We start from the raw sequence: 18,298 nt of genomic DNA on the forward strand, positions 1-18,298 counted from the left end.
CGGTATTGTAACCGACCCGCTCCTCCCCTCTTGTTGACGTTGTTGCTGATTGCCCGGTGGTTGTCGGATTACGCTGCTGGTTGTCGGATTACGCTACGCTAATCCGACCTACCCGACCCACCCGACCTGCGCGGCGGTGGCGGCTTTGGTAGGTTGGATTAGCGGAACGCGTAATCCAACAATCAGGCCTGCGCCTTGGCCAATTCCTCGGCAAAGAAGCGGTGACCCATCTCTTCCAGGCCCAGCGTTTGCAGCACTTCCTGCAGGCGCTCCGTCGGACGCTGGCGCGGCAAGTTTTTGTAACTGGCGATGATCAGCTCATTCTTCATCGAATGCTCCCAGCCCACCAGCTCCGTCACGCTGACCTGGTAGCCGTGCGCTTCCAGCTGCAGACAGCGCAGCACGTTGGTGATCTGGCTGCCGAACTCGCGCGTGTGCAGCGGGTGGCGCCACAATTCCGTCAAGGCACTCTTGCCCAGGCTCTTGCCCTTGTTCTTCTTCAGGACGGAAGCCACTTCGGCCTGGCAGCACGGCACCAGCACCATGAACTTCGCCTTTTTCTTCAGGGCGAAGTGAATGGCGTCATCGGTAGCCGTGTTGCACGCATGCAAGGCCGTGACGATGTCGATCTGTTGCGGCAGCAGGTTCGACTCCGTCGATTCGGCCACGGACAGCGGCAAAAACGACATGCCGGGGAACTTGAATTTCTTCGCCAGCTCTTGCGAGCGCTGCACCAGCTCTTCGCGCGTCTCGATGCCGTAGATGTGCGAACCGTCGTTGCCGTTCTTGAAGAACAGGTCGTACAAAATGAAACCCAGGTAGGACTTGCCGGCGCCGTGGTCGACCAAGGAGACGCCGGGGTGGTCGAGCTGCACTTCGCGCAGCAGCGGCTCGATGAACTGCGTCAGGTGGTACACCTGCTTGAGCTTGCGGCGGCTGTCCTGGTTCATCTTGCCGTCGCGCGTCAGGATGTGCAATTCCTGCAGCAAGGCGACCGATTGGCCATCCTTGATCTCGGGCATGTTGCTGGCGGCCGTGATGACGTCTTTCGGCGCAGCGACTGCGGTGGCGGCGGCTGCCGCGCCCTTAGCGCGCTTCATCGATCCACGCCATCTGTATCGCTTCGAGCACTTTTTCGCCGCCGCGCGTGTGGTCATCGTCGAAGCCGTCCAGTTCCACCACCCAGTTATGCAGGTCGGTAAAACGCACGGTCAGGGGATCGATGTCCGGATGCGCGTCGTACAGCGCCTCGGCGATCGCGTGAATATCAGACCATTTCATGTTAGTGGCTGCCTTCGCTGACCTGGTTGATCGTGTATTTCGGGATTTCGACGACGAGGTCGGCGTCGGCCACGATGGACTGGCACGACAGGCGCGACACGGCTTCCAGGCCCCAGGCCTTGTCCAGCATGTCTTCTTCCAGTTCCGTCGCTTCGTTCAAGGATTCGATGCCTTCACGCACCAGCACGTGGCAGGTGGTGCAGGCGCACGATTTTTCGCAGGCGTGCTCGATGTCGATGTCGTTTTCCAGCAGGATGTCACAGATGGACTTGCCGGCCGGGGCTTCGATGACGGCGCCGTCCGGGCAAAGCTTGGCGTGCGGCAGAATAACGATTTGGGGCATATTACCTCTACAATTTCAATGATTCGGAGCGCTGCCGCAGCAAGTGCACACGGCGCGCATTTCAATTATTCTTAAACGACCTGGTCCAGGGACTTGCCCTTCAATGCAGTGCGCACGCTGCGGTCCATGCGGCGCGAGGCAAAATCCTCGGTGCCGTCGGCCAGCGCCTCGATCGCCAGTTTTAATGCCTGGTGGTCGATGGCGCCGCTTTGCGATTGCGCAATGGCGTCGCGCACCTTGTTCATCAAGCCATCCACGGTGGCGCGCTCGGCATCGTCGAGCAAGCCGCCGTCTTCATCGAGCGCCGACTGTGTGGCCAGCAGGATGCGTTCCGCTTCCACCTGTTCTTCGCGCAGCGCGCGCGCCACCATGTCGACGTCGGCCGAGGTGTACGAATCCTGCAGCATGCGCGCGATATCGTCGTCGCCCAGGCCATACGCCGGCTTGACGCTGATCGACGCTTCCACGCCCGAGCGCAATTCGCGTGCCGACACCGACAGCAAGCCGTCCGCATCGACCTGATACGTGATGCGGATGCGCGCGGCGCCCGCCACCATCGGTGGAATGCCGCGCAATTCAAAACGCGCCAGCGAGCGGCAATCGCTGACCAGTTCGCGCTCGCCCTGCAGCACGTGCACGGCCAGCGCCGTCTGGCCATCTTTAAATGTCGTGAATTCCTGCGCGCGCGCGCACGGAATCGTCGAATTGCGGGGGATGATCTTTTCCACCAGGCCGCCCATGGTTTCGATACCGAGCGACAGCGGGATCACGTCCAGCAGCAGCCAGTCGTCGCCGGCGGCGCGGTTGCCAGCCAGCAAATTCGCCTGGATGGCCGCGCCCAGCGCCACCACCTTGTCGGGGTCGATATTCGCGTGCGGCGTCGTGTGGAAGAATTCGCTGACGGCGCGCTGCACGTGCGGCATGCGCGTGGCGCCACCCACCATCACCACGCCGTCGACGTCGTCCGCATCCACGTTCGCGTCGCGCAAGGCTTTCTTGATGGCGTTCATGGTCTTGCCCACCAGGTGCTGCGTCATGGCGGCAAATTCCGTCGCCGTGATGCGCAGGTGGATTTCTTCGCCCGAGTTCAGGGCCGCGTCGATCATCGTTTCCGACTTGGTCGACAGCGTTTCCTTGATTTCGCGCGCCTTCACCATCAGGATGGCCGTGTCTTCGTCCGACAGCGGCGCCAGCTTGGCGTGCTCGCTGATCCAGCAGAACAGGCGGCGGTCGAAATCGTCGCCGCCCAGGGCCGAGTCGCCGCCCGTGGACAAGACTTCAAAGACACCCTTGCTCAGTTTCAGGATCGAGATGTCGAAGGTGCCGCCGCCGAGGTCATACACGGCGTACACGCCTTCGGAGGCATTGTCGAGGCCATACGCGATGGCGGCCGCCGTCGGCTCGCTCAACAGGCGCAAGACATTGATGCCGGCCAATTGCGCCGCATCTTTGGTCGCCTGGCGCTGCGCGTCGTCAAAGTAGGCGGGCACGGTGATGACGGCGCCGACCAGGTCGTCACCCAGGGAATCTTCCGCGCGCTGGCGCAGGGTGGCGAGGATTTGCGCCGACACTTCGACGGGGCTTTTCACGCCGGCCACGGTTTTCAGCTGCACCATGCCAGGCGTATCCTGGAAGTCGTAGGGCAGGTTTTCCGCGTAGGCGATGTCGGCCAGGCCACGGCCCATGAAGCGCTTGACGGACACGATGGTGTTCTTCGGGTCGGTGGTTTGCGCGGACAGGGCCTTGTAGCCGATGTTCGCATGGCCGTTCGGCAGATAGCGCACGACTGAGGGCAGCAGGGAGCGCCCGTCTTCGTCGTTGAGCACCTCGGGAATGCTGTTGCGCACGGTGGCGACCAGGGAATTGGTGGTGCCCAGATCGATGCCGACGGCCAGGCGGTGCTGGTGCGGCGCGGTCGACATGCCTGGTTCGGAAATTTGCAGAAGTGCCATTGTATTCGTGCCTCGATTAATTTTGTGCGTGGTGCTGCTGATGCCTGTCGCGCATTATAAGACGCGCGCCAGGCTGGCGCTTGGTCAGTCAGGCTTCCATGGCTTCGTATGCAAAACGGACTTCCTCGCCGAATTTGTCGAGGAACATCAGGGCGCGCACGCTTTGCGCGGCATTCACATAGTCGCCGGCGTCAAGCTGGGCCGCCACCTGGGCCAGCAGCGCCTTGCGTTCGCCGCGCAGCTGGCGGTCCAGGGCGTCGAGCGCGTCGGCATCCTTGCCGGCACGCGCATCGCCGAGTTCCTCGCGCCATTCCATCTGCTGCATCAGGAAGCTGACGGGCATGGCCGTGTTCGATTCCGTCTGCAAATCGACGCCATTCAGTTCGCACAGGTATTGCGCGCGCTTTTGCGGGCTTTTCAGGGTTTGATAGGCTTCATTGGCGCGCGTGGCCCATTGCATCGCCACGCGCTTTTCAGCACTGCTGGCGTTGATGAAACGGTCCGGATGGACCTTGCCCTGCACGTCGCGGTAGGCAGAGTCGAGCGCGCTCATGTCGAGCCCGAACTGCGCCGGCAACTGGAATAATTCGAAGTGATTTTGCATAATGGTCGGTGGTCGCTGTACCGCAATCGATGGGTACAGCGCACCGACCGGGGTCTTGCCAGCTGTTTAAATCCTGAAGGACTCGCCGCAGCCGCAGGCGTCTTTTTCGTTCGGATTGTGGAACTTGAAGCCTTCGTTCAAGCCTTCGCGCGCGAAATCGAGTTCCGTGCCGTCGATGTAAGGCAAGCTTTTCGGGTCGACGAAGACCTTCACGCCGTGCGATTCGAAGACGCTGTCTTCGGCCGCCACTTCATCGACATATTCGAGCTTGTAAGCCAGGCCCGAGCAGCCCGTGGTGCGCACGCCAAAGCGCAAACCCATGCCCTTGCCGCGCCGTTCGATATAACGGTTGATGTGTTTCGCCGCTTTTTCGGTCAGTGTGATCATGTATTTCTCCGCAACTGCCCCGGCCTTGCGGCTGGGGCGGGCTGCCAACGTTTAAGCTGCTGCCGGATGGCGGGTCTGGTAATCCAGCACTGCCGCCTTGATGGCGTCTTCCGCCAGGATGGAGCAGTGAATTTTCACTGGTGGCAGGGCCAGTTCTTCGGCGATCTGCGTATTCTTGATGGCCAGCGCCTGGTCCAGGGTCTTGCCCTTGACCCATTCGGTCACCAGCGAGCTCGACGCGATGGCCGAACCGCAGCCATAGGTCTTGAATTTCGCGTCTTCGATCAGGCCATCGGCGCCGACCTTGATCTGCAGTTTCATCACGTCGCCGCAGGCAGGCGCGCCCACCATGCCGGTGCCGATGGTGTCATCACCCTTGTCGAAAGCGCCCACGTTGCGCGGGTTTTCGTAGTGATCGAGTACTTTGTCCGAGTAAGCCATTTTGATGCTCCTTAAATATTCTTGCCGGCCCCATTCACGAGGTCAGGGTGTTGGTTAGTGGGCTGCCCATTGGATCGAATTAATGTCGATGCCGTCCTTGAACATGTCCCACAGCGGCGACAGTTCGCGCAGCTTGTGTACTTTCGATTTCAGCAGGTTCACGGCGAAGTCGATGTCTTCCTCGGTCGAGAAGCGGCCGATGGTGAAGCGGATCGAGCTGTGCGCCAGTTCGTCGCTGCGGCCCAGGGCACGCAGCACGTACGATGGTTCCAGGCTGGCCGAGGTGCAGGCCGAACCGGACGACACGGCGATGTCCTTGATCGCCATGATCAGCGACTCGCCTTCGACGTAGTTGAAGCTGACATTCAGGTTGTGCGGCACGCGGTGCTCCATGTCGCCGTTGATGTAGACTTCTTCGATCTCTTGCAAGCCCTTCGCCAGGCGGTCGCGCAAAGCCTTGATGCGGCCGATTTCGCTGTCCATTTCTTCCTTGGCGATACGGAAGCTCTCGCCCATGCCGACGATCTGGTGCGTCGGCAGGGTGCCCGAGCGCAGGCCGCGCTCATGGCCGCCACCGTGCATCTGCGCTTCCAGGCGCACGCGCGGCTTGCGGCAGACGTACAGGGCGCCCACGCCTTTCGGGCCGTAGGTTTTGTGCGCCGTGAAGGTCATCAGGTCGACCTTGGTCTTTTGCAGGTCGATGACGACCTTGCCCGTCGCTTGCGCGGCGTCGCAATGGAAGATGATGCCTTTCGAGCGGCAGAACACGCCGATCTCGTCGATCGGCTGGATCACGCCGATTTCGTTGTTCACCAGCATCACCGACACGAGGATGGTGTCCGGGCGCACAGCCGCAGCCAGCTGCTCGACGGTGATCAGGCCGTTGTCCTGCGGTTCCAGATAGGTCGCTTCGAAGCCGATGCGTTCCAGTTCGCGCACCGTGTCGAGCACCGATTTATGCTCGGTCTTGACGGTGATGATGTGCTTGCCCTTGGTCTTGTAGAACTGCGCCGCGCCCTTGATGGCCAGGTTGTTGCTTTCCGTCGCGCCGGAAGTCCAGATGATTTCGCGCGGATCGGCGTTCACCAGGGCCGCCACGTAGCCGCGTGCCTCTTCCACGGCTTTTTCCGCCGTCCAGCCATACATGTGGCTGCGCGATGCCGGATTGCCGAACTGCTCGCGCAGGTAAGGAATCATCTTGTCGGCGACGCGTGGATCGATCGGCGTGGTGGCCGAGTAATCCATGTAGATTGGAAAATGCGGTGCGGTTTCAAAGTGCACTTGGCCTACGTTTTTTTCAGGGGCGTTCATCAATAACTCCAATGCAATCAGCAACTTAGTATTTTGTATTTATCAACCGAGGGCGGCGTGGTTACGGTGCATCACCATCACGCTTTGCTCGGCAATCTTTTGTCTCTGCTGGTCGACCAGGTCCTGCAGCGACACAGAATCCAGATAATCGACCATTTTTTCGTTGAGTGTGGACCACAGCTCATGCGTCATGCAGCGCGCACCCGTGGCCGCGTCGGCGCCGTGGCAATGTTCCTTGCCGCCGCACTGCGTGGCGTCCAGCGGCTCATCTACGGCGATGATGATATCGGCCACCGTTACTTTGTCGGCACGGCGCGCCAGGCTGTAGCCGCCGCCGGGACCGCGGATCGATTCGACGATCTCATGGCGGCGCAGCTTGCCGAACAGCTGTTCCAGGTAGGACAGGGAAATCGACTGGCGCTGGCTGATGCCGGACAAGGTGACCGGTCCCTTGCCCTGGCGCAGGGCAAGATCGATCATTGCAGTCACGGCAAAACGGCCTTTTGTAGTCAGACGCATACATCCTCGGTTCAACTGTTCAATAACTAGTTTAAAATATTGCGGCTTTTCAACTTCTCAAACCCTGAGTAGTTGAATGATTTAGTCAAGTATAACAAATTCGGCGGGGTTTGTCAGAGCGCCCCTCGATGACCACAGGGCTGGCAGGGGCATAGCCGGCCGCGCCAGGCGCGGCGGCTTCAGGAAAACAACGGTACGGCTCAGGCACGTAAAGCGCTGCGCACTTTCATCAGTTCAAAACCCAGCAGGTTCAGACCGTCCCAGGTGGCGGGGTCCAGGATGCGCGAATTGTCCGACGCCAGGCCCACGCCCCAGATACGGTCGACGGGACTGGCTTCGACGATGACGCGTTCGCCCGTCCCCAGCAGAAACTTGCGCAGCGCAGCCTTTTGCGAGAATTTGGCAAAATTGCCATCGAAGACGATGCCGGCGCGCGCCGCTTCCCATACCTTGGCGTCAAAATTGGCCACTTCGCGCCCCAGCTTCTTCACTTCCGACGGCCGCCCGGCCGCCACGATGCGCGCCTGCACCGAGGTATCGCCAAACAGGGCCGCCTTTTGCGCCATCATGTAATGCTCGGCCGTCGCATACGTCACGCCGGCGAGGCTGAACGGCGACGGAAACCACTGGCTGAAGCAACTTTTGTCGGGCACCTGCGGCTGCGCCGGCGTGTGGCCCCAGAAATACAGATAGTCGGGCACGCCGCCCGCCGCTATCCACGCCTTCAATTCTTCCACATTACTGATTTGCATATTCCCCGCACTTCCGCCAGATGGCGTCAATTCAATCTCAAGCACGCAACAGTTGCATCGGACCAAACAAGGCCTGCATGTCGCTGTTGCCGATAAAGGACAGATTATACGGATGTTCCGCCGTCACCTGCGGCAGCATTGCCGCCACCGGCAGGCGTTTGATGAGCTCGGCAATCTTGCCCCACAACACCAGTTGCGGCAAGGCCGCCCCGCCCTGCTGCGCCAGCGCTTCCAGCACCACTTGCAGGAAGGGCAGCCAGCCGCGCGCATCTTGCACGGGCGGCACGTGGGAACGGAACACCAGCGCCGCGTTGAGCAGCAAGAAACCCTGCTCCGTCATCTTGCGCTGCAAGTCGGGCAGGGTCTGGATCACGCCGCTGCCGGCTTGCAGCGCGGCGGCCGCCACGGGCGCCATGGCCGCGCCGGACGTGTCGCCACCCTGCAACTGGCCATCGGCCACCAGCAGCATCTTCATGAAGTTGCGCAGGGACGTGGCGCGGTTGACGGGTTTCGACAGCCCCGTGACCGACCATAAACTGCCGACGGCGCCATCCATGAAGCACACGCCCGTGGCGCTGTCGGCGCGCGGGTACGGCCCCTCGCCCACCAGCACATGGCGCACCTGCGCCAGCGGCAGGGCAAAGGCGGCGAACAGCCGGCCCTGCGTGGGCAGATAATCATCGGCGGCCAGCGCCGGCAGGTAGGCGGGATCGGCCGCCATCACGGCGTGCAAGCCGCGCAGCAGGATGGGACGCCAGGAAGCGTGCGCCAGGGACAGGGCATCGGTGATGCTGGCAGGAACGGTGGTTGCGGTCATGAGGCGTGAAGTATTGGGGCAAACGCAAATTGTAGCGCACCGATACGCCTGCGTTGTTGAATGGGCACCATTCGCACATTGCACAGCAATACCAATATCGCCACAACCGTATCAAAAATTGCACGCCACCTGCGCCAATCGAGGCCGGCAATGCTAGACTGGTTTCCTTGGAACTTGAGCCGCATCAAGATGTAGTGCTTGCCGGCTTCTTCGATCCACTAACGCTCATTGCGCCTGGGCAAGTTCTCAACACACTGCCCTGCCCATGCCACGTCCCTGCCTCATCCGATTACGCGCCGCGCTACGCCTGCCCTGCCTGAGCTTTCTGCTATGGCTATGCTGCAACGCCCCCGTCCATGCGCTAGACCTGGCGGAGATCAGCGCACCTCGTTTTGCGCCAAGGCAAGTGCTGGTACTGTATTCGCTGGGCAGCGATGCCTCCTCGCAGTGGCAAACGCTGATCCACAAGGGCATGAGCGCTGAACTGGCCAACGAGAACTGGCACCTCGCGCCCGGCATCTATGAGGAACGGCTCGATTCCGTACGCGTGGGCGAACAGCCTGCCGTCGCCGGGCTGGAAACCTATCTGCAAACCAAGTACAGGATGGTGCAATTCGATGCCATCATCACGGAAAACTACTTGGCGGCCCAGTTCCTGAGCCAGCATCCGCAGCTGTTTCCCGGCGTGCCGCGCTACTATGTGAATCAGGGACGGCAGGACTGGGCGCCTGCCGACGGCATCAATCTCGATGTGCGCCACGATTTCGGCAAGGCCATCGCCGTCATGCTGCAAGTGACGCCAGGTCTGCGCCATATCGCCGTCGTCGGCGACGGCAGCGCACGCGGCCAGGCATGGATCGCCGCCATCCGCGCCGCCATCGCGCCCTACCAGGATCGTCTCAAGGCCGATTTCTGGGATCACCTGAGCCAGGAAGAGCTGTGGCGCCGCACCGGAATGCTGGGACCGGGCAGCGCCATCTACCTGCTGCCAGTGTATCGCGACGAACTGGGGCAGCGCACCACGCCGCCCGCCATGGCGCGCGACCTGGCCTCACGCAGCGCCGTGCCCATTTTCACCAGCGTGGAATCGCTGATACTGCCCGGCGTGGTGGGCGGCTATGTCATCAGCGGAGAGAAAGTGGGGCGCACCATTGCACGCATCCTGCTGGGCAAAACGCCGAACCCGGATGGCATGCAGGCAACTATTTTCGACGATGCCGCAGTACAGCGTTTCGGCTTGCGCAATCTGCCCGAGGAGTCGCGCATCCTGAACCGGCCACAGGGTGTATGGGCGCAATATCACTGGCAGATCATCGCCGGACTGTCGCTGATCGCGCTGCAAGCGGCGCTGATTACGGCCCTGCTACTGGCCCAGCGCAGCCGCCGCGCCAGCGTGGCGGCGCTGCATGCGGAGCGCGACATGCTCGAGGAACGGGTCTTGCAGCGCACCCTGGAACTGCTGGTGGCCAACTCCCGGCTGGAGCAGCAAGCCACGACCGACCCGCTGACGGGCCTGGGGAACCGCCGCATGATGACCCTGCGGCTGACGGAGGAGCTTGAACGCGCCCAACGCTTCGGCCATACGCTGTCGCTGCTGATGATCGATATCGATCACTTCAAGCGCATCAATGACGACCATGGCCACGATGCGGGCGACCGCGCCATCGCTGCCGTCGCGCAAGTGCTGCGCAGCATCACACGGGGCATGGATACGGCGGCGCGCTTCGGGGGCGAGGAATTCGTGCTGCTGATGCCGGAGACGCCGCTGCCAGTGGCGCTGGAAGCGGCCGAGCGCCTGCGCCTGGCGGCAGCGAGCTTGCGCGTGGAATGCGATGACGGCCAACTGGTCAGCCTGACCATCAGCATCGGCGTGACATGCAACGCGCCGCAATCGACCGCAGCAAGCAGGCGGGAAGCGGACAACATGACCGATCTGCTGATCCGCGCCGATCAGGCCCTGTACCGCGCCAAACATGGCGGACGGGACAGGGTTGAGTGGAACTGAACCAGCTCCCCTTGTTGACCTGATGCCCTATTCGGCGTCAGGCTGCTGCGACGGATGGGCGGCGGCAAACGCCGGCAAGCCGGCACAATGCGCGTGGATGCGCGCCACGCGCGGGTACGGCGCCAGGTCGATGGCGAAACGCTGCGCATTGAACACTTGCGGCACCAGGCAGCAGTCGGCCATCGTCGGGCTGTCGCCATGGCAGAACAGGCCCGTACCTGCCGGGTCGCCCTGCGCCAGCAGCGCTTCGACGGCCGCCAGTCCCTCGGCCATCCAGTGCCGGTACCACTCCTGTTTGGCCTCGTCCGACAGGCCCAGCGTATTTTTCAGGTATTTCAGGACGCGCAGATTCGTCAGCGGATGCGCATCGCAGGCGATCGCCAGCGCCAGCGCGCGCACGCGGGCGCGTCCCAGCGCATCGCCCGGCAGCAGCGGCACGGCCGGTCGCGTTTCGTCCAGGTATTCGAGCATCGCCAGCGACTGCGTCAGGATGGCGCCGTCGTCATCGAGCGCCGGCACCAGCGCCGAGGGATTCACGGCGCGGTAGGCCGGCAGCAACTGCTGGCCGCCATCCTGCAGCAGATGCACGGGGATGCTGTCGTAGGCGATACCCTTCACATTCAAGGCAATGCGCACGCGGTAGGCGGCCGAACTGCGGAAATAGGTGTACAGCTTCATGCTCATGGCGGGGCGTCCTTTCAGGCGCGGCCGGCGTACAGCGCGACCGTCTGCTCGATGCTGCCGAAGATGCTGGCACCGGCCGCGTCGCGCATCTCGATGCGCACCGTGTCGCCGAACTGCAGGTACGCCGTCTTCGGCGCACCGTGTTCGATGGTTTCATACATGCGCACCTCGGCCAGGCAGCAATAACCCACACCGCCATTTTCGATGCTGGAACCGAACAGATTGCCCTGCTTGTTCGACACGGTGCCGGAACCGACGATAGTGCCGGCGCCCAGTTCGCGCGTCTTCGCCGCATGTGCCACCAGCTGGGCAAAATTGAAGGTCATGTCTTCGCCCGCATTCGGCTTGCCGAACGGTTTGTCGTTCAAGTCCACCAGCAGCGGCAAATGCAGCTTGCTGTCGGCCCAGTGGCCTTCAAGTTCATCGGGCGTGACGGCGACGGGCGAAAACGCGCTGGCCGCCTTCGACTGGAAAAAGCCAAAACCCTTGGCCAGTTCGCCCGGAATCAGGTTGCGCAGCGAGACATCGTTGACCAGCATCACCAGGCGAATCGCTTGCGCCGCATCGTCCACGCTGGCGCCCATGGCCACGTCACCCGTGACGACAGCCACTTCGGCTTCCAGGTCGATGCCCCACTCTTCCGACAGGGCGAAGATGGGGTCGCGCGGGCCGATAAAACTGTCCGAGCCGCCCTGGTACATCAGCGGGTCCGTGTAGAACGAGGCCGGCACTTCCGCGTTGCGCGCCTTGCGCACCAGTTCCACATGGTTGATGTAGGCGGAACCGTCGGCCCACTGGTAGGCGCGCGGCAGCGGCGAGTGGCACAGCTTGGCATCGAACGGCTGCGCGTCCGGCGCCTGGCCCGCGTTCAAGTCGGCGTAGGCCTGTTCCAGTTTCGGCGCGACGGCGTCCCAGTTGTCGAGCGCTGCCTGCAGCGTGGGAGCGATGGCGGCCACGCGCTGGTACTGGCGCAGGTCGCGGCTGACGAGGATCAGGGCGCCGTCACGGCTGCCGTTTTTCAGGGTTGCGAGTTTCATGGTGTTCCTTGTTCGGTAATTGTTTCAGAGAGGTTGCCGATCCGGGGCGCTCAGGCGTCGGCCGGCGCGTGCATCCAGGCGGCATGCTTCGGCGCGCGGCGCGTCTGCGACCATTCTTCCAGCATTTCCCATTTGACGGCGTCCAGTTTGGCCATCATCTCGGGCGTGCCCACGTTGGCCGCCAGTTCCAGGCGGTGACCGTTCGGGTCGAAGAAATAGATCGACTGGAAGATGGCGTGGTTGACGGGGCCCAGCACCTCGATGCCGGCGGCCACCAGGCGCTCCTTGGCCGCCAGCAGTTCTTCCATGCTGCCCACTTCCAGCGCCAGGTGCTGCACCCAGGCCGGGGTATTGCGGTCGCGGTCCATCGGCGGCTGCGTCGGCAGCTCGAAGAAGGCCAGCACATTGCCCTGGCCCGCGTCGAGGAAGACGTGCATGTACGGGTCCGGCGCCTTGGTCGACGGCACCAGGTCTTCGGCGATGGCGAGGACGAAATTCATGTTCAAATGCTTGACGTACCACTCGACGGTTTTCTTCGCGTCGATGCAGCGGTAGGCGACGTGGTGGATTTGCTTGATCTTCATGGTGTTTGTCTCCAATGGATGCGCCCGAGGCGCGATGGCTGGCCTGTTTTTCAGCTTTTCACCATTAGAATCGAGTTCCAGCTATCATACAAACAATTTTTAACCATTGATTTATCGGATTATCTTATGAGTCCCAGCCTGCGGCAAATGCGCGCCTTCGTGGCGCTGGCCAAGACCGGCAGTTTTACCCTGGCCGCCGAATATCTGCACGTGACGCAATCGGCCTTGAGCGGCTTGATCAAGGAGCTGGAAAGCGTGCTGGGCGTGCGCGTGGTCGAGCGCAGCACGCGCAAGACGCAACTGTCGGAAATCGGCCGCGAGCTGTATCCGCTGTTTGAAAAGATGATCGAGGACCTCGACGGCGCCATGGCCGGCATCGCCCAGCGCAAGGCCCTGAAGACGGGCCTGGTGCGCATCGCCGCGCCGCAGATGATGGCGTGCACCCTGCTGCCGGAAGTGATCGCCGCCTACCGCCAGGCGCACCCGGAGGTGCAACTGCGCCTGGTCGATTGCCCCGTGGAAAACGTGTCGGCGCGCGTGTTCAGCGGCGAAGTCGATTTCGGCATCGGCCCCGAGCGCGACCCGACGGCGGAAATCGCCGCGCAAGTGCTGTTCGAAATGCCCTTCGTGCTGGTCTTCCCCGAGCAGCACCCGCTGCAGCAGAAAGAGCGCGTCACCTGGGCCGACGTGGGCGACTACCCGTTCATCTCGCTGCAGGGCCAGTTCACGGAACGCCTGCTGCGCGACATGCACGGCGCGTTCCGCGAACTGTCGCTCAATCCCTACAATGAAGTGACCTTCATGACGACGGCGCTGGCCATGGTCAGCGCCAACCTGGGCATCACGGTCTGCCTGCCGTACGCGGAACCGATGGTCAAACTATACAAATTGCACATGCGCGCCCTGCACCAGCCGGAACTGACGCGGCGCTTTTTCGTCTACACGAAGACGGGCCGTTCGCTGTCGCCGGCCGCCGAAAGCTTCATGGCCTTCCTGTTCCAGTTCGTCGAGACGCATGAGTGGAACGTCGGCGGAAACAACGGCGCACGCGCCGCGCTGCCGGCGGGCAGCGCGGCGGGCAGCGCTTTATAATGGCGCATCGCCCTTCAGCAAACACGCCATGACCCAGCCCGACCAGCACGACCTGTCCGCCATCGACGCCGCCACCATCGCCATCAACCAGCGCATGAACAAATTCGACGGTCACGACCAGGTCTGGCTGTTCGGCTACGGCTCGCTGATCTACAAGGCGGACTTTCCCTATATTGAACGCCGCCCCGCCAGCATCGCCGGCTGGACGCGGCGCTTCTGGCAAGGCTCGCATGATCACCGGGGCACGCCGATGGCGCCGGGCCGGGTCGCCACCATCGTGCCCCAGGCGGGCGCCGTGTGCGACGGCATGGCCTATCTGATCACGCCCGAAGTCTTCGCCCACCTCGACCACCGCGAAAAGAACGGCTATTTGCGCCTGGCCACCGATATCACCTTCGACGATGGCGGCAAGGTCGAAGGCCTGGTGTACATCGCCAACGAAGAAAACGCCGCCTTCCTCGGCGCCGCCCCGGAACTCGATATCGCGCGCCAGATCGCCCGATCAAACGGCCCCAGCGGCCCGAACAGCGAATACCTGCTGCACCTGGCCAGCGCCCTGCGCGAACTGGGCAAGAGCGACCCGCATGTCTTTGCCATCGAGCAACATCTGGCGCAGCTCCAGGCACCTGCCCAAGACAGCGCCGCAGCGTACCCCGGCAGCATCAGCGCTGACGCTGGTTCAACTTAAAACAAATCCAGCTGCCCGGCATTGCCCCCTTTTGCCGAGTTCCACAACGGCGGCACCACCAGCGGCCGGCGGAACTGCGTGCAATCGAGCTGCTTGAAGCGGCCACCCTTGCCGTGCAAGCCCAGCCGATGCACGGCCTTTTCAAAGCGCTGGTGGATCAGGTCGGCCCACACGCCCTCGCCCCGCATGCGCGTGCCGAACGCGCTGTCGTAATCCTTGCCGCCGCGCATTTCGCGCACGCGGTTCATCACGCGCTGGGCCCGCTCCGGGAAGTGCGCTTCCAGCCATTGCTGGAACAAGGGGCTCACTTCCCACGGCAGGCGCAGCACCACGTAATGGGCGTGGATGGCGCCCGCGTCGCGCACGGCTTCGAGCAGCTGCTCGATTTCCGGCTCCGTCACGAAAGGAATGATGGGCGCGATGCTCACGCCCACGGGGATGCCCGCCTCCGTCAAGGTGCGGATGGTGCGCAGCCGCCGCGCAGGGGCCGCCGCGCGCGGCTCCAGCGTGCGCGCGATGACGGGGTCGAGCGTGGTGACAGTGATGGCCACGGCGGCCAGGCGCCTGGCCGCCATCGGCGCCAGGATATCGATATCGCGCTCGATCAGCGACGATTTCGTGATCAGCGCCACGGGGTGGTCACACTCGTGCAGCACTTCCAGCACGCGCCGCGTCAGCTGCCGTTCGCGTTCGCACGGCTGATACGCATCGGTATTGACGCCCACGGCGATCGGCTCGGCCACATACGACGGCTTGGCCAGTTCGCGCCACAACAGTTCGGGGGCGTTCACCTTGGCGTAGATGCGGCTTTCGAAGTCCAGGCCCGGCGACAGGCCCAGATAGCTGTGCGTGGGACGGGCAAAGCAGTAAATGCAGCCGTGTTCACACCCCCGGTATGGATTCAGGGAAACGTTGAACGGCAAATCGGGCGAAGCGTTGCGTGTGAGGATGGTGCGCGCCTGCTCGTCGCTGACCTGCGTTTTCCAGCCCGGCGCCGCCTCCCCCTCCGCCCCATCCAGGCCGCCCACGCTCCAGCCGTCATCGAAACCGGCGCGCGCGTGCGCCTCGTAGCGCCCTTGCAGGTTCGACACGGCGCCGCGCCCCTTGTGGGCTTTCAGCGATTGCGGCGGCAACATGGCTTGCCCGGCGAAGCTGTCATCGTGCTCTGGAATGATTGCTTTCATGAACGGCCCCATCAACTGTATATACGTACAGTATACTATGCCGCTATGCGGGCAAGATCAAGGGCTGGCGTGCTGCTGTTTCACGCTTTTTCAGCATGCGGTATGACATAACTCAACTGCTGTGCGACAAAGCCGTCAAATGCCGTGATCAGAGGAACGAAGCGGGACGCGTCCTGCTCCAACTGCATCAGGGCATAGCAGGTCGCTTCCAGGGTCGATAACTGGTCTGGCGCGTGCGCCTTGCGGATCAGGTAATGGGAAGCGGGCGTGTCGCGCAGGGGCAGGCGCGGCAACTGTTGCAACTGGGGATTCAGGTACAGCATCTTGCGGCTCTTGCGCCAGGTGGCGTCCAGCACCACCAGCCGCAATTGGCTCAAAAATCGGGCCGGATCGAGCAAGATGGCGGGGTTGAGCGGGGGCGGGGGCGCGATGCCCAGCGAACGGTCGCCGGGCGTATCTGGGTACAGCAGCACGTTGTGCTTGTCGGCCAGCAGTGCGGCGAGCGTGTCCGGGGCAAACTGCTCGCCCGTCAGCATGCGGCTGTTGGGCAGGCTCAGGTGCAGCAAGCGGGCACTGCCCTTGGCGTTATGGACTTCCAGCGGATGCTGCAGGATCAGCACGTCCACCGCGTGGGCAACGGGGGCGATCCAGCGGCAGATGCAGCTGGATGCGGCGCGCAGGCAGGCTGGGCAGCGCGCGCGTTTGGCGGGTTCAGCCTCGGAGGACGATGCAGCGGCAGGGCTGGAGGGATGGCTGGAGGTAGAGCTTGAGGTACGGCGGGTGGTCATGGCGGAGCGCGTTCGCGGCTGTCTTCAAGCCGCGATTGTAGCGCCCGCGCCATGCCACGGGGAATCTGCGCTTAAAACTCTTCCCATTCGTCGGCGCCAGACGCCACCGGTGCCTTCGGCGCGCGTGCCCGCACAGCGTCCGCCGGCGCCGCCTTGCCCGGCGCGGCTGCGGGCTGTGCTGGCGCGCGCCGTACCGCCGCTTGCACGACAGGCCGCACGGCGGTTTTGAGCGGCGCAGGCGCTTTCACAGACAGGGCAGCAGTGGTGGAAACAGAGTGCTGCGTGGCATCGAGCTTGAACACGCCCACGACCTCGGCCAGCTTGGCCGCCTGTTCCTGCATGGATTCGGCCGCTGCGGCGGCCTCTTCCACCAGGGCCGCGTTTTGCTGCGTCACCTGATCCATCTGGCCGATGGCCTGGTTGACTTGTTCGATGCCGGCGCGCTGCTCATCGCTGGCATCGGTGATCTGGTTCATGATCTGCGTCACGTGGCTGATGCTTTGCACGATTTCGTCCATGGTGCGACCCGCCTTGTCCACCAGTTGCGAACCGGCCTCGACCTTTTGCACGGAATCGTCGATCAAGCCCTTGATTTCCCTGGCCGCCGCGCTGGAGCGCTGCGCCAGGTTGCGCACCTCGGAAGCTACCACGGCAAAACCGCGGCCCTGCTCGCCGGCCCTGGCCGCTTCCACTGCCGCGTTCAGGGCCAGGATATTCGTCTGGAAGGCGATGGCGTCGATGACGCTGATGATGTCGACAATCTTGCGCGAGGAATCGTTGATCGAGCCCATGGTGCTGACCACTTCCGACACCACCACGCCGCCCTTGCTGGCGATCTGCGAGGCGTCGATGGCCAGTTGATTCGCGCTGCGCGCATTGTCGGCATTGCGTTTCACGGTCGAGGTCAGCTCTTCCATCGAAGACGCCGTCTCTTCCAGCGAGCTGGCCTGCTCTTCCGTGCGCGATGACAAGTCCAGGTTGCCGGCGGCAATTTCGCTCGACGCCGTGCTGATCGATTCGGTGCCGACGCGCACCTGGCCGACGATACTGACCAGTTTATCGTTCATGTTTTTCAGCGCATGCATCAGCTGCCCCGTTTCATCGCGGCTGTCCACCACGATATGGCTGGTCAGGTCGCCGGCGGAAACGGCTTCCGCCACCTCGACGGCGCGCGTGATGGGACGCGTGATCGAGCGCGTGATCCAGTAGGCGCAGGCGATGCCCAGCAAGATGGCAACCGCGCCCAGCGAGATCAGCAGCAAACGGCCGTTTTCGTAGCGCGAGCGGATTTGCGCGGCCGCGTCATCGAGCAATTTGGCTTCCAGCACGGCCAGCTTTTTCAGCGACGCCAGGTAAATGTCGCGCTTGACGGCCATGTCGCCTTCGTACAGGCGCTTGCCCAGTTCCAGGTCACCCGCGTTCTTGGCTTTGAACACGTTCTTGCGCACTTCCGTGTAAGCCTTGCGCGTGCTCAGCACTTCCTGGTACAGCGCTTGCTCTTCGGCGTTCAGCTCGCTTTTCCCGATGTCGTTCTGGATTTCCGTGGCGCGTGCGGACGAGACCGACATTTCCTGTTCAAACTGCTTCTGGTGTTCGGGATCGCTCACTTTCCATGCGGCCGCCGTGCGCGCCGCGTTCACCTCGATGACCTTGGTCCACTCACCGATCAGGCGTTCATTGCGCACCTTGACGTTGACGAGCGCATCGGTTTCCTTGCTGGCGCTTTGCATCTGCACGATGCCCACCACGGTCAGGCTCGTCAACAGCAGCAGGACGGCGGCAAAAGCGCCACCGAGGCGTACGCCGATTTTGAGGTTTTTCATTGCGTG

20 protein-coding genes are annotated in these 18,298 nt (G+C 62.9%); 3 read left to right on the top strand and 17 right to left on the bottom strand.

Annotated features, from left to right (window positions below):
- Nucleotides 1-182: 182 nt before the first annotated feature.
- The 11 genes from C8C92_RS20460 to C8C92_RS20510 form a co-directional block, all read right to left on the bottom strand.
- Nucleotides 183-1,100 (bottom strand): SAM-dependent methyltransferase, encoded by a 918-nt coding sequence (locus tag C8C92_RS20460; RefSeq protein ID WP_116745101.1) that lies wholly within the window; start codon nucleotides 1,098-1,100, stop codon nucleotides 183-185.
- Nucleotides 1,087-1,281 carry a Fe-S cluster assembly protein IscX gene (gene iscX / locus C8C92_RS20465; RefSeq protein ID WP_071076333.1) on the bottom strand — a complete coding sequence of 65 codons (195 nt, stop codon included), beginning with the start codon at nucleotides 1,279-1,281 and terminating at the stop codon, nucleotides 1,087-1,089. Before iscX ends, C8C92_RS20460 begins: the two co-directional genes overlap by 14 nt.
- 1 nt (nucleotide 1,282) lies before the next feature.
- Nucleotides 1,283-1,624 (bottom strand): ISC system 2Fe-2S type ferredoxin, encoded by a 342-nt coding sequence (fdx, locus tag C8C92_RS20470; protein ID WP_035820570.1) that lies wholly within the window; start codon nucleotides 1,622-1,624, stop codon nucleotides 1,283-1,285.
- A gap of 71 nt (nucleotides 1,625-1,695) precedes the next feature.
- On the bottom strand, nucleotides 1,696-3,576 hold the full coding sequence (gene hscA, locus C8C92_RS20475) for a Fe-S protein assembly chaperone HscA (protein ID WP_099763007.1): 1,881 nt from the start codon (nucleotides 3,574-3,576) through the stop codon (nucleotides 1,696-1,698).
- An 88-nt stretch (nucleotides 3,577-3,664) separates the two neighbouring features.
- Entirely contained in the window at nucleotides 3,665-4,180 is a 516-nt protein-coding gene (hscB, locus tag C8C92_RS20480) for a Fe-S protein assembly co-chaperone HscB (protein ID WP_099763006.1), read from the bottom strand.
- Between the two features lie 66 nt (nucleotides 4,181-4,246).
- A complete protein-coding gene (gene iscA / locus C8C92_RS20485) occupies nucleotides 4,247-4,567 on the bottom strand; it encodes an iron-sulfur cluster assembly protein IscA (RefSeq protein WP_010399774.1) in 321 nt (106 codons plus the stop codon).
- 51 nt (nucleotides 4,568-4,618) lie between these two features.
- Nucleotides 4,619-5,008: a Fe-S cluster assembly scaffold IscU gene (gene iscU / locus C8C92_RS20490; RefSeq protein WP_116745102.1), complete on the bottom strand. Its 390-nt coding sequence runs from the start codon at nucleotides 5,006-5,008 to the stop codon at nucleotides 4,619-4,621.
- 54 nt (nucleotides 5,009-5,062) lie between these two features.
- Nucleotides 5,063-6,289 (bottom strand): IscS subfamily cysteine desulfurase, encoded by a 1,227-nt coding sequence (locus C8C92_RS20495; RefSeq protein ID WP_279239664.1) that lies wholly within the window; start codon nucleotides 6,287-6,289, stop codon nucleotides 5,063-5,065.
- Between the two features lie 72 nt (nucleotides 6,290-6,361).
- Entirely contained in the window at nucleotides 6,362-6,838 is a 477-nt protein-coding gene (iscR, locus tag C8C92_RS20500; protein WP_034779566.1) for a Fe-S cluster assembly transcriptional regulator IscR, read from the bottom strand.
- 200 nt (nucleotides 6,839-7,038) lie between these two features.
- Nucleotides 7,039-7,590: an NADAR family protein gene (locus C8C92_RS20505; protein ID WP_096236717.1), complete on the bottom strand. Its 552-nt coding sequence runs from the start codon at nucleotides 7,588-7,590 to the stop codon at nucleotides 7,039-7,041.
- Nucleotides 7,591-7,627: 37 nt separating this feature from the next.
- Nucleotides 7,628-8,407, bottom strand: coding sequence for a uracil-DNA glycosylase (locus tag C8C92_RS20510; protein WP_116745103.1), 780 nt, complete (start codon nucleotides 8,405-8,407; stop codon nucleotides 7,628-7,630).
- 406 nt (nucleotides 8,408-8,813) lie between these two features.
- On the opposite strand from C8C92_RS20510, the gene C8C92_RS20515 reads away from it, so the two are divergent.
- Nucleotides 8,814-10,412: a GGDEF domain-containing protein gene (locus C8C92_RS20515; protein WP_243420301.1), complete on the top strand. Its 1,599-nt coding sequence runs from the start codon at nucleotides 8,814-8,816 to the stop codon at nucleotides 10,410-10,412.
- Between the two features lie 27 nt (nucleotides 10,413-10,439).
- Here C8C92_RS20515 and maiA read toward each other — a convergent pair whose 3' ends face one another.
- The 3 genes from maiA to C8C92_RS20530 are packed head-to-tail and all read right to left on the bottom strand — an operon-like array spanning nucleotide 10,440 to nucleotide 12,717.
- Entirely contained in the window at nucleotides 10,440-11,090 is a 651-nt protein-coding gene (gene maiA / locus C8C92_RS20520; RefSeq protein WP_116746054.1) for a maleylacetoacetate isomerase, read from the bottom strand.
- A 20-nt stretch (nucleotides 11,091-11,110) separates the two neighbouring features.
- Nucleotides 11,111-12,133, bottom strand: coding sequence for a fumarylacetoacetate hydrolase family protein (locus tag C8C92_RS20525; RefSeq protein WP_116745104.1), 1,023 nt, complete (start codon nucleotides 12,131-12,133; stop codon nucleotides 11,111-11,113).
- A 50-nt stretch (nucleotides 12,134-12,183) separates the two neighbouring features.
- Nucleotides 12,184-12,717, bottom strand: coding sequence for a VOC family protein (locus C8C92_RS20530; RefSeq protein WP_070311278.1), 534 nt, complete (start codon nucleotides 12,715-12,717; stop codon nucleotides 12,184-12,186).
- A 126-nt stretch (nucleotides 12,718-12,843) separates the two neighbouring features.
- Here C8C92_RS20530 and C8C92_RS20535 point away from each other — a divergent pair, with 126 nt between their 5' ends.
- Together C8C92_RS20535 and C8C92_RS20540 are read left to right on the top strand one after the other, a co-directional pair.
- Nucleotides 12,844-13,809, top strand: a complete 966-nt coding sequence (locus tag C8C92_RS20535; protein WP_099763001.1) for a LysR family transcriptional regulator — start codon at nucleotides 12,844-12,846, stop codon at nucleotides 13,807-13,809.
- 61 nt (nucleotides 13,810-13,870) lie between these two features.
- On the top strand, nucleotides 13,871-14,497 hold the full coding sequence (locus C8C92_RS20540; protein ID WP_116746055.1) for a gamma-glutamylcyclotransferase: 627 nt from the start codon (nucleotides 13,871-13,873) through the stop codon (nucleotides 14,495-14,497).
- Here the strand turns inward: C8C92_RS20540 and C8C92_RS20545 are convergent.
- The 3 genes from C8C92_RS20545 to C8C92_RS20555 all read right to left on the bottom strand — a co-directional run bounded on the left by C8C92_RS20545 (nucleotide 14,494) and on the right by C8C92_RS20555 (nucleotide 18,292).
- Nucleotides 14,494-15,633, bottom strand: coding sequence for a PA0069 family radical SAM protein (locus C8C92_RS20545; protein ID WP_116746056.1), 1,140 nt, complete (start codon nucleotides 15,631-15,633; stop codon nucleotides 14,494-14,496). The genes C8C92_RS20540 and C8C92_RS20545 overlap by 4 nt on opposite strands.
- A gap of 128 nt (nucleotides 15,634-15,761) precedes the next feature.
- Complete coding sequence (locus tag C8C92_RS20550; RefSeq protein WP_099763000.1) at nucleotides 15,762-16,469, bottom strand: tRNA-uridine aminocarboxypropyltransferase; 708 nt, start codon at nucleotides 16,467-16,469, stop codon at nucleotides 15,762-15,764.
- A 71-nt stretch (nucleotides 16,470-16,540) separates the two neighbouring features.
- Nucleotides 16,541-18,292, bottom strand: a complete 1,752-nt coding sequence (locus C8C92_RS20555; protein WP_116745105.1) for a methyl-accepting chemotaxis protein — start codon at nucleotides 18,290-18,292, stop codon at nucleotides 16,541-16,543.
- Between the last annotated feature and the right edge of the window lie 6 nt (nucleotides 18,293-18,298).

It is taken from the genome of Janthinobacterium sp. 78 (genome assembly GCF_003096775.1).
Classification (GTDB): domain Bacteria; phylum Pseudomonadota; class Gammaproteobacteria; order Burkholderiales; family Burkholderiaceae_D; genus Janthinobacterium; species Janthinobacterium tructae.

Coding starts and splice junctions, on each gene's coding strand:
- fdx (WP_035820570.1), bottom strand. CDS start 1,624: ATGCCCCAAATCGTTATTCTGCCGCACGCCAAGCTTTGCCCGGACGGC.
- C8C92_RS20525 (WP_116745104.1), bottom strand. CDS start 12,133: ATGAAACTCGCAACCCTGAAAAACGGCAGCCGTGACGGCGCCCTGATC.
- hscB (WP_099763006.1), bottom strand. CDS start 4,180: ATGCAAAATCACTTCGAATTATTCCAGTTGCCGGCGCAGTTCGGGCTC.
- C8C92_RS20550 (WP_099763000.1), bottom strand. CDS start 16,469: ATGACCACCCGCCGTACCTCAAGCTCTACCTCCAGCCATCCCTCCAGC.
- C8C92_RS20510 (WP_116745103.1), bottom strand. CDS start 8,407: ATGACCGCAACCACCGTTCCTGCCAGCATCACCGATGCCCTGTCCCTG.
- iscA (WP_010399774.1), bottom strand. CDS start 4,567: ATGATCACACTGACCGAAAAAGCGGCGAAACACATCAACCGTTATATC.
- iscU (WP_116745102.1), bottom strand. CDS start 5,008: ATGGCTTACTCGGACAAAGTACTCGATCACTACGAAAACCCGCGCAAC.
- C8C92_RS20505 (WP_096236717.1), bottom strand. CDS start 7,590: ATGCAAATCAGTAATGTGGAAGAATTGAAGGCGTGGATAGCGGCGGGC.
- C8C92_RS20460 (WP_116745101.1), bottom strand. CDS start 1,100: ATGAAGCGCGCTAAGGGCGCGGCAGCCGCCGCCACCGCAGTCGCTGCG.
- iscX (WP_071076333.1), bottom strand. CDS start 1,281: ATGAAATGGTCTGATATTCACGCGATCGCCGAGGCGCTGTACGACGCG.
- C8C92_RS20535 (WP_099763001.1), top strand. CDS start 12,844: ATGAGTCCCAGCCTGCGGCAAATGCGCGCCTTCGTGGCGCTGGCCAAG.
- maiA (WP_116746054.1), bottom strand. CDS start 11,090: ATGAAGCTGTACACCTATTTCCGCAGTTCGGCCGCCTACCGCGTGCGC.
- C8C92_RS20530 (WP_070311278.1), bottom strand. CDS start 12,717: ATGAAGATCAAGCAAATCCACCACGTCGCCTACCGCTGCATCGACGCG.
- C8C92_RS20555 (WP_116745105.1), bottom strand. CDS start 18,292: ATGAAAAACCTCAAAATCGGCGTACGCCTCGGTGGCGCTTTTGCCGCC.
- iscR (WP_034779566.1), bottom strand. CDS start 6,838: ATGCGTCTGACTACAAAAGGCCGTTTTGCCGTGACTGCAATGATCGAT.
- C8C92_RS20545 (WP_116746056.1), bottom strand. CDS start 15,633: ATGTTGCCGCCGCAATCGCTGAAAGCCCACAAGGGGCGCGGCGCCGTG.
- hscA (WP_099763007.1), bottom strand. CDS start 3,576: ATGGCACTTCTGCAAATTTCCGAACCAGGCATGTCGACCGCGCCGCAC.